Source organism: Burkholderia sp. ABCPW 111, from assembly GCF_000773065.1.
Lineage (GTDB): Bacteria > Pseudomonadota > Gammaproteobacteria > Burkholderiales > Burkholderiaceae > Burkholderia > Burkholderia savannae.
The window spans coordinates 20,813-29,173 of sequence record NZ_JPWT01000106.1 but is presented as its reverse complement, the minus strand read 5'-3'; the positions used below and the strand labels follow the sequence as shown (position 1 = coordinate 29,173).

General features: G+C 68.8%; 6 protein-coding genes. 4 read left to right on the top strand and 2 right to left on the bottom strand.

Annotated features, from left to right (window positions below):
• The first annotated feature begins 342 nt into the window (after positions 1-342).
• Positions 343-1,128, top strand: a complete 786-nt coding sequence (locus X946_RS24285) for an IclR family transcriptional regulator (RefSeq protein WP_038753102.1) — start codon at positions 343-345, stop codon at positions 1,126-1,128.
• A gap of 307 nt (positions 1,129-1,435) precedes the next feature.
• Positions 1,436-2,155 carry a TetR/AcrR family transcriptional regulator gene (locus X946_RS24280; protein WP_038753100.1) on the top strand — a complete coding sequence of 240 codons (720 nt, stop codon included), beginning with the start codon at positions 1,436-1,438 and terminating at the stop codon, positions 2,153-2,155.
• A gap of 531 nt (positions 2,156-2,686) precedes the next feature.
• Here X946_RS24280 and X946_RS24275 read toward each other — a convergent pair.
• Together X946_RS24275 and X946_RS24270 are read right to left on the bottom strand one after the other, a co-directional pair.
• Positions 2,687-4,027, bottom strand: coding sequence for an MFS transporter (locus X946_RS24275; protein WP_038753098.1), 1,341 nt, complete (start codon positions 4,025-4,027; stop codon positions 2,687-2,689).
• Positions 4,028-4,908: 881 nt separating this feature from the next.
• Positions 4,909-6,096, bottom strand: coding sequence for a M20 aminoacylase family protein (locus tag X946_RS24270; protein WP_038753109.1), 1,188 nt, complete (start codon positions 6,094-6,096; stop codon positions 4,909-4,911).
• A gap of 134 nt (positions 6,097-6,230) precedes the next feature.
• On the opposite strand from X946_RS24270, the gene X946_RS24265 reads away from it, so the two are divergent.
• A complete protein-coding gene (locus tag X946_RS24265) occupies positions 6,231-7,130 on the top strand; it encodes a LysR family transcriptional regulator (protein ID WP_038753096.1) in 900 nt (299 codons plus the stop codon).
• Positions 7,131-7,366: 236 nt separating this feature from the next.
• Positions 7,367-8,149 carry an ABC transporter substrate-binding protein gene (locus X946_RS24260; RefSeq protein ID WP_038753094.1) on the top strand — a complete coding sequence of 261 codons (783 nt, stop codon included), beginning with the start codon at positions 7,367-7,369 and terminating at the stop codon, positions 8,147-8,149.
• Positions 8,150-8,361: the final 212 nt, after the last annotated feature.

The following is an 8,361-nucleotide window of genomic DNA, read 5'->3' as shown; positions in this document are numbered from 1 at the left end:
ACGGCGCCGAGGTCGTCGGCCCGCACCGGCGCGAGGGCCCCGCCGTAGCGGCCGATCGGCGTGCGGATTGCGTCACACAGGAATGCTTCGGTCATGTCGTCTCCGGTCGGTCTGGTTCCGCGAGCCGCCCGGCGCGATGCGCCGCCCCGCTCGCCTCGAAAATGTCGCGATAATCGCCCGACGATTGTTCGATCCATGAACTTAAGATCGTCAATCGAACGTTCCCGTGCGATCATAGGGAGCGCACCGGTTCCCGTCAAGCGCGTGGCCATGCGGGGCGCGGGTTGGCGCAACCCGACCCCATGCGCTAATCTTCTCCGCTGCACATTATTCCAACCGGCCATGAGCACAGAATTTGAGGCAAAACCCGGCGACTCGTACGTCCAGTCGTTCGCGCGCGGACTCGCGGTGATTCGCGCGTTCGACGCCGAGCATCCCGAGCAGACGCTGACCGAGGTCGCGGCCGCGACCGGCCTGACCCGCGCGGGCGCGCGGCGCATCCTGCTGACGCTGCAGACGCTCGGCTATGTCGAGGCCGACGGCCGTCTGTTCCGCCTCACGCCGAAGATCCTCGATCTCGGGTTCGCGTATCTGACGTCGATGCCGTTCTGGAATCTCGCGGAGCCGGTGATGGAGCAACTGTCCGCGCGCATCCACGAAAGCTGCTCGGCAGCCGTGCTCGACCGCACCGAGATCGTCTACGTGCTGCGCGTGCCGACGCACAAGATCATGACGATCAACCTGTCGATCGGCAGCCGGCTGCCGGCTTACTGCACGTCGATGGGGCGCGTGCTGCTGGCTTCACTCGACGACGCCGCGCTCGACGACACGCTCGCGCAAAGCACGCTGCGCGCGTACACGCCGCGCACGCTCACCGAGCCCGCGGCGCTGAAGGAAGAGATCGCGCAGGTGCGCAGCCAGGGCTGGGCGATCGTCGATCAGGAGCTCGAAGCGGGATTGATTTCGTTGTCGGCGCCGATCCGCAACCGGCGCGGCCACGTGATCGCCGCAATGAACATCAGCGGCAATGCGCAGCGGCACACCGCGAAGCAGATGGTGAAGGCGTTCCTCGAACCGCTGCTGGAAGCCTCGCAGACCGTGTCGCAGCTCGTCGCGCGCCGCGGCTGACATTGGCGCGCTTGGGAGCCGCCCTGCCCCCAAGCGCGCACTCTCCGCTTCATCTTCGGCCAGAACGGCACGGCGGCGCTTGCACGGCCCTATCTTTGTTTTGCTTTATCAAGCAGCGCCGCTCGCCGATCGAATCCTGTCCGAATGGTCAGGTTATAGCGCATTAGCGCCGTGAATTCAATGAATTAAAAAAAGGATGTCGCGCAACCGCGGCGAAACGGCCGCCGGCGGGCCGCGATGCGCCGGCCGGCCGGCGCGGCGTCTACAATGACGGCCTCCCGTTGCCGCCAGACCACGAGCGCACGCCATGCAACACGACGATCCGACGACGACGCCTCCCGACACGCCCGCGCCCCGCGCGCGAACCCAGGCGGCCCGCGCGCCGAGCCGCGCGCGCAAGGCGCACATTCGCGAGCTGAACGAAGCGCACCTGCTCGCGTGCGCGGAAGCCGTGTTCGCCGAGCGCGGCTTCGAGGGCGCGAGCACCGCGCTGATCGCGGAACGCGCCGGGCTGCCGAAGGCGAACCTGCACTATTACTTTCCGACGAAGCTCGCGCTGTACCGGCGCCTGCTCGACGATCTGCTCGAGGACTGGCACGCGGCCGCCGACAGCTTCGACGTCGGCGACGACCCGGTCGCCGCGCTCGGCGGATACGTGCGCGCGAAGATGGCGCTGTCGCGCAAGCGGCCGCTCGGCTCGAAGGTGTGGGCGAACGAGATCATCAGCGGCGCGGAGCACATGCAGGATCTGCTGCTCGAGCGCGTGAAGCCGTGGATGCAGACGCGGCTCGCGCTGATCGAGCGCTGGATCGCGCGCGGGCTCGTCGAGCCGGTCGAGCCGAAGACGCTGCTCTACATGATCTGGGCGACGACCCAGCATTACGCGGACTTCGACGCGCAGATCGTCGCGCTGTCCGGCAAGCGCGCGCTGTCGGCGAAGGCGTTCGACGCGACGACCGACGAGGTCGTGCGGCTGATCCTGCGCGCGTGCGGCGCGCGGTCGCCGCACGAACGGAATCGGGCGTAGGCTGGCGCGGCGAGCGGGACCGGCGGCGGTTCAGGGTTCGCTGGCCTTGGGCGTAGGCTCGAGGCTCGAGCCTCGGCTTTGGGCTCGGCACTTGGCTTGGAGCCCGATGCTTGGGTTCGAGATCGGGTTCGGGTTCGGGTTCGGGCTCGGGCTCGGGCTCGGGCTCGGGCTCGGGATTTGAGATTTGAGATTTGAGATTTGAGATTTGAGATTTGAGATTTGAGGCTCGAGGCTCGAGGCTTAGGCCCGACCTCGGGACTCAGGGCTCGGGCTCGAACTCGGGCGTTGCCTCGGGACTTTGTGATTCGGACGCTAGGCCTCGACCTCCGAGCGCCCCGCCCGATTTCTTCGGCTCACTTCAATCTTGAAAAACGGCCTCGGTAAGCTCGTGACTCGGTGGGAGCTCGGGGTCGAGATTCAAGACACGCCGCTGCCGCCCCCATCTTCTCTTCCAATTTGTCGGCCGCGTCCGGCCGGCGACGGCGCACCGCGAACCGCTCGCGCGCCGCGCCGCCGAGCGCCGTCACGCACTCAATCGACCGCCTCCACCGCCGTCTCGCGCAGCATCCCGACCGCGACGAGCGACACGGTCACGCACGCGGCCACGTACGCGGCGGGCGCGAGCTTGCTGCCCGTCGCGCGCACGAGCCACGTCGCGACGAGCTGCGCGGTGCCGCCGAACAGCGTCACCGAGAGCGCATAGGCGATCGAGATGCCGGTCGCGCGCACGCGGCGCGGAAACGATTCGCACATCAGCGCGAACTCGGACGCCGACCCCATCGAATAGAACAGCAGCATCAGCGCCGTGAGCGGCATCACGACCGCAAGCGACGGATAGCGGTTCATCAGCACGAATGCCGGAAACAGCAGCGCGACGAGCACGCCGCGCCCGACGAAGATCGGCAGGCGCCGGCTGCCGATCCTGTCGGACAGCCAACCGAATAGCGGGCACGTGACGAGCATCACGCAGCCCGACGCGACGCCGACGAACATCGACAGCTTCATCGGCAAGCCGAGCGTGTGGATCGCGTAGGTCGGCATGTAGAACGTCAGGATGTACGTCGACACCGTGCCGCCCATCACCGTGAGCGTCAGCAGCAGCACCGTGCGGCCGTGCTGCGCGAACAGCTCGCGCAGCACGCCGCCGTCGACGCCGTGATGGCCGGCACCCGGCGCGTCGTCGGCGAGGCGGCGGCGCAGATACATGCCGACGGGCGCGATCAGCACGCCGAGCGCGAACGGCACGCGCCAGCCCCAGCTCTCGAGCGCGTCCTTCGCGAGCGTGTTCGACACCAGCGCCGCGAACCCGGAGCCCATCAGCGCCGCGCCGCCCTGCGTCGCGAGCTGCCAGCTCGCGCGAAAGCCGCGGCGCGCGGCGCCGCCCTGCTCGACGAGCGTCGACGTCGCCGCACCGAACTCGCCGCCTTGCGAAAAGCCCTGCATCAGCCGCGCGCCGACGACGATCACGGGCGCGAGCACGCCGATCTGCGCGTAGGTCGGCGCGAGCGCGATCATCCCGGTGCCGAGCGCCATCAGCATGATCGTCAGGTTCAGCGCCGCCTTGCGGCCGCGGCGGTCCGCGTAGACGCCGAGCACGACGCTGCCGAGCGGGCGCGTGAAGAAGCCCGCCGCGAACGTCGCGACCGACAGCAGCAGCGACGTCGTCGCGTCGTGCGACGGGAAAAACAGCTTGCCGATGATCACCGCGAAAAAGCCGTAGACGGTGAAATCGAAGAACTCGAGCCAGTTGCCGATCACCGCCGCCGCGACGGCGCCGCCGCGCGCGGCGCGAGAGGTCGCCGCGCGCGCGGATGCGGCTGCGGCGGCGCCCGCGCGGTCGGCGGCGGGCATCGTCAGATTGTCGTCATGCATGTCGTCGTCTCCTCCTGGAATATCTCGGAACCGAATCGGAACCGCGATCGGCAGCCGACGGGCCGCCCCGCTTCGGCCGGCCGGCTCCTCGCGCCCCTCGCGCCCCTCGCCGGCGCGAGCGGCGCGTCGCTCGCTGCGATCGCAATCGGCTCGCGAGCGGTCAGCCGAAATCGGCCGGCCGTCGTCATTCGTGTTCCTCTCGTGCCGCGCGGCAAGCGACGAGACACGTGGCTTCGCGTCATCGCCGGCAGCCGGTCAGCGCCGCCTCGGCGCCGCTGTCGAGACGGGCGACGAAACGCGCGCCGCGGCCGCAGTCGCGTTACCCGCCGGCCGCCAACCCAAACTAGCGATCCGCATGCCCGATTTCCTCACGCCAGGCCACGACCGCGAACCGCAAGCCGCACGCCGTACGCCACGAGCCGCACGCCACAAGCCGCGAGCCGCGAATGCAAACCACTCGCCGCGCGTCGCGAGGCGCAACCGCGCGTTGCCGTCGCGCCTCGCATATCAATGTGCAAGCCGCTTCACATACCGACTCACACACCGCTTCACACACCGATTCGCACGCCAACTTGCAACCCATTCGCACGCCGCTTCGCGGAGCCGACAAACACGGCCTATTCGAAGCGACGCGTAGCGACACCAAGCAACGAAGTCCGGCGAGCCGGCATCGAAGCCATCGAATCGGCGGAAGCGGCGCGCGGCAACCGTCCAGGCGTCGCGCGCGCCGCCCGCGTCGGTCGGCAACGCCCGCCCGCGCGCACCGCGCATCAGTCGCGAACCGCGCACCGGCCGATCCACCGATCCACCAATCCGCCGATTTGCCGCCCGGCCGCCCCACCGGCGCTCCGCAAACGCGTCTGCGCCGCCGACGCGCACGCCTACCGCCCGAGATACCGCTCGACGAGCCGCGCCCAGAACGCCGCGCCGATCACGAGATTGCGATCGTTGAAGTCGTATTTCGGGTTGTGCACCATGCAGCCGTCCTCGCCCGCGCCGTTGCCGAGCCGCACGAACGAGCCCGGCCGCCGCTGCAGCATGAACGCGAAATCCTCGCTGCCCATCAGGATGTCGGCCTGCTCGACGACGTTGCGCTCGCCGACCAGTTCCTTCGCGACCTGCGCGGCGAAATCGGTTTCGTCGTCCGAATTGACGACGACCGGATAGCCTTCGATGTACTCGACGCTCGCCGTCGCGCCGTAGCTCGCCGCCTGCGCGTCGACGAGCGCCGCGATGCGGCGCTTGAGCAGCGCGCGCACCGCCGGATCGAATGAGCGCACCGACAGTTCGAGCCGCGCGCCGTTCGGAATGACGTTGTTCGCGGTGCCCGCGTGCAGCGAGCCGACCGTGACGACGGCAGGCTGCGCGGGATCGACGTTGCGCGCGACGATCGTCTGCAGCGCCATCACGATGCTCGCCGCGACGACGATCGGATCGACCGCGAGATGCGGCCGCGCCGCGTGGCCGCCGACGCCGTGAATCTCGATCACCGCCTTGTCGCCCGCCGACATGAACGCGCCGCGCCGCGTGAGGAACACGCCCGGCTCGACGCCCGGATGATTGTGCATCCCGAACACCGCGTCGCACGGGAAGCGCTCGAACAGGCCGTCGTCGATCATCCGCTTCGCGCCGCTGTCGACGCCGTGCTCCTCGGCCGGCTGGAAATAGAGATGGACGGTGCCGCAGAAGTTTCGCGTCTGCGCGAGCCGCCATGCGGCGCCGAGCAGCATCGTCGTGTGGCCGTCGTGGCCGCACGCGTGCATCTTGCCGGGCACGGCGCTCGCGTACGGCAGCCCGGTCGCCTCGACGATCGGCAGCGCGTCCATGTCCGCGCGCACGCCGACGCGGCGCGCGCCGTCGCCCGCGCGCAACGTGCCGACGACGCCCGTTCCGCCGACGCCGCGCGCCACCTGCCAGCCCCACGCCTCGAGCTTGCCGGCGACGAGCGCGGCGGTCTCGAGCTCCTCGTACGCGAGCTCCGGATGGCGGTGAATGCGATGGCGGATTTCGCGCAATTCGTCGGCGAGCGGGGCGAGGTCGTCGACCCCGGTCAAGCGTGCGTCGTTCATCGAAGGCTCCGTGACGGCGGCGCCCGGACAATCGGACGCGCAGAAGCGGGCCACTATAGCCACGCCATAACGATTCAATAAGATGCAGTTTTTTTCACCGCGATAAACTGCGTTTATCACCCGCCCTCGCCGCCATGAAGCTCCAGCAACTGCAGGCGTTCGTCGCCGCCGCCCACCACAAGAGCCTGCGCGCCGCCGCGCGCGAGCTCGGCGTCACGCAGCCCGCGATCACGCACACGATCCGCGAGCTCGAAAGCGCGCTCAACGCCGAGCTGCTCGTGCGCAGCGTGCGCGGCGTCGAGCTCACCGCGTGCGGCCATGCGCTGCTGCCGCGCGCCGAACAGCTGCTCGGCGACATGCGCCGCACCGTCGAGGCGGTCGAGCAGGTGAGGGGCGAGCTGTCCGGGCGCGTCGCGGTCGGCACGATGCCGTCGATCGCGCTGACCGCGCTGCCGCGCGCGGTGATGAAGTTTCGCGCGACGATGCCGCGCGTGAGCCTGTCGCTCGAGGAAGTCACGGTGCCCGACGCGCTCGCGCGGCTGCGCAACGGCGAGCTCGACATCGCCGCGATCCATCACATTCCCGCGCTCGAGCGCGACTTCACGCAGTTGCCGCTGTGCTCGACGGAGTTCGTCGTCGCGATGCGCGAAGGCCATCCGCTCGCGGGCGCGCGGCGGCTGTCGGAGCTGCTCGACGCCGAATGGATCGTCACGGTCGGCGCCGATCACTTTCCGCACAGCGTGATGATGTCGATGTTCAACGCGCACGGGCTGCCGCTGCCGCAGCGGCTGCTGCGCGCGCCGTCGTCGTTCGCGGTGACGCTCGGGCTCGTCGCGCGCTCGGACGTGATCGGCTGCTTCACGAAGCCGCTCGCGGCGATGGTCGCGCCGCTCGGCATTCGCGCCGCGCGCCTCGACGACACGCTGCCGAGCTACGACCTGTCGATCCTGTCGCGCCGCGACCTGCTGCCGACGCCCGCCGTCACGCAGTTCATCGCATGTCTTCGCCAGGCGGCCGACGAAACGTTGACGTAAATCATTCCTCGAGCGGCAACGTCGCGCCGTGCCGCGCAAACCGCCTCGGCGCGCGCCGGACCGCTATCGGGTCTTCCACTAGGCAGCCTCGCGCTATTTTGTCTTGGTAAGCTTGGCGCACCGCTCGTCCCCCGCACCGGACGAGGGCACCAGTCAGCCCGGCCGCTGCCGCGCCGGGCAGCAAGCGCATCCGCGGCACGACCGCGCGCAACCATCGAACTACACGAGGAATAACAGTGAAAAAATTCTTGGCGGCTTTGACCGTGGCCCTGCTGGCCGTGTCGGCAGGCGGCGTCCAGGCGAAGGATTGGTCGACGATCCGTTTCGGCGTCGACGCGAGCTACCCGCCTTTCGAATCGAAAGGCCCGGACGGCAAAGTGGTCGGCTTCGACGTCGATCTCGGCAACGAGATCTGTAAGCGTGTGAAAGCCAAATGCGTGTGGATCGAAAACGACTTCGACGGCATGATCCCCGCGCTGAAGGCGCGCAAGTTCGACGGCGTGCTGTCGTCGATGTCGATGACGCCGCAGCGTGAAGAGCAGATCGCGTTCTCGTCGAAGCTGTTCAACACGCCGACGCGCCTCGTCGCGAAGAAGGGCGCGAACGTGATGCCGACGGCGGATTCGCTGAAGGGCAAATCGGTCGGCGTCGAGCAAGGCACGATCCAGGAAACCTACGCGAAGACCTACTGGGCGCCGAAGGGCGTGAAGGTCCAGCCGTACCAGAATCAGGACCAGGTCTACGCCGACCTGATCGCCGGCCGCCTCGACGCGGCGCTGCAAGACGCGGTGCAGGCCGACATCGGCTTCCTGAAGACGCCGCGCGGCAAGGACTTCGCGTTCGCCGGCTCGGACCTCGACGATCCGAAGACGCTCGGCGAAGGCGCGGGCATCGGCCTGCGCAAGGAAGACACCGATCTGAAGGCGAAGATCGACAAGGCGATCGCCGACATGCGCAAGGACGGCACGTACGACAAGATCGCGAAGAAATACTTCGACTTCAACGTGTACGGCAAGTAAGCCGGCTCGCGCGCGGCGCGTCCGGCAGGGCGCGCCGCCGCGGTTCGCAGCGAAAACGGGCTTCGCTTCGCGGCGAAGCCCGTTTTTTTGCGCGCGGCCGCGCCGGTGTCCGCCATCGGGCACGCGTCGCCATCGGGCACGCGTCGCCGTCGGACAGCGGAGCCGCTCGACGTGAGCCGGATCGGAATGTCCCGGCGCGCGAGTCTGCCGAC

What these genes read in the sequence shown, in the direction of transcription:
- X946_RS24270 (WP_038753109.1), bottom strand. Translation starts at nt 6,096, where the DNA reads ATGAACGACGCACGCTTGACCGGGGTCGACGACCTCGCCCCGCTCGCC.
- X946_RS24265 (WP_038753096.1), top strand. Translation starts at nt 6,231, where the DNA reads ATGAAGCTCCAGCAACTGCAGGCGTTCGTCGCCGCCGCCCACCACAAG.
- X946_RS24275 (WP_038753098.1), bottom strand. Translation starts at nt 4,027, where the DNA reads ATGCATGACGACAATCTGACGATGCCCGCCGCCGACCGCGCGGGCGCC.
- X946_RS24285 (WP_038753102.1), top strand. Translation starts at nt 343, where the DNA reads ATGAGCACAGAATTTGAGGCAAAACCCGGCGACTCGTACGTCCAGTCG.
- X946_RS24280 (WP_038753100.1), top strand. Translation starts at nt 1,436, where the DNA reads ATGCAACACGACGATCCGACGACGACGCCTCCCGACACGCCCGCGCCC.